Genomic DNA, 486 nt, shown 5'->3' with positions numbered 1-486 from the left:
CGGCGTTGAGGCCGAACAGCAGCCACAGATAGACCCACAGCCGCCGCCCTGTGAGGGCAGGCGCCTCGGCGAAGGCGCGATAGAGCTGGGCTAGGAGCGACGCCATCTGTGGCCACTTTGATAGGCAAGGTCTAAAGGCGGCTTCAACAAGGGATCTTGCGCATGAAGATGCTGATCGTGGCCGCCGCCGCCCGCAGCGGGCTGTGGTCGCACGCCGAACGCACGCCCTTCGGCCACGGCCGTCCCTTCACCCGAGGCCAGCTCGAAGCCTTGGTCCGCGAGGCCGAGCTCGAGCCGGGCCAGTGGGTCTTCCGGAACGTGCGCCGCTTCTCGCTCAACGCGCCGCCGGTCGAACAGCCGACCCTGGTCATTCCGACGACCCTGGCCGAGGCCCAGGTCCGCAACAGCTTTTCCACACCCGAGACTGTGTCCTTTTGGCAACTACCGAGCTACATCCGCTCGTCCGAGAGCTCGGGCTTCGCGACA

General features: G+C 66.7%; 1 pseudogene. It reads left to right on the top strand.

Features of this window, described 5'->3' with window-relative positions:
- Positions 1-162: 162 nt before the first annotated feature.
- A pseudogene (locus AACY52_RS30475) lies at positions 163-486 on the top strand (hypothetical protein); the annotation flags it as partial.

The sequence above is a fragment of the Pseudomonas sp. EA_65y_Pfl1_P113 genome, from assembly GCF_963970525.1.
Taxonomy (GTDB): Bacteria; Pseudomonadota; Gammaproteobacteria; order Pseudomonadales; family Pseudomonadaceae; genus Aquipseudomonas; species Aquipseudomonas tritici.
Note: the sequence above shows the minus strand (reverse complement) of the source record. Positions and strands in the feature narration are given on the sequence as shown.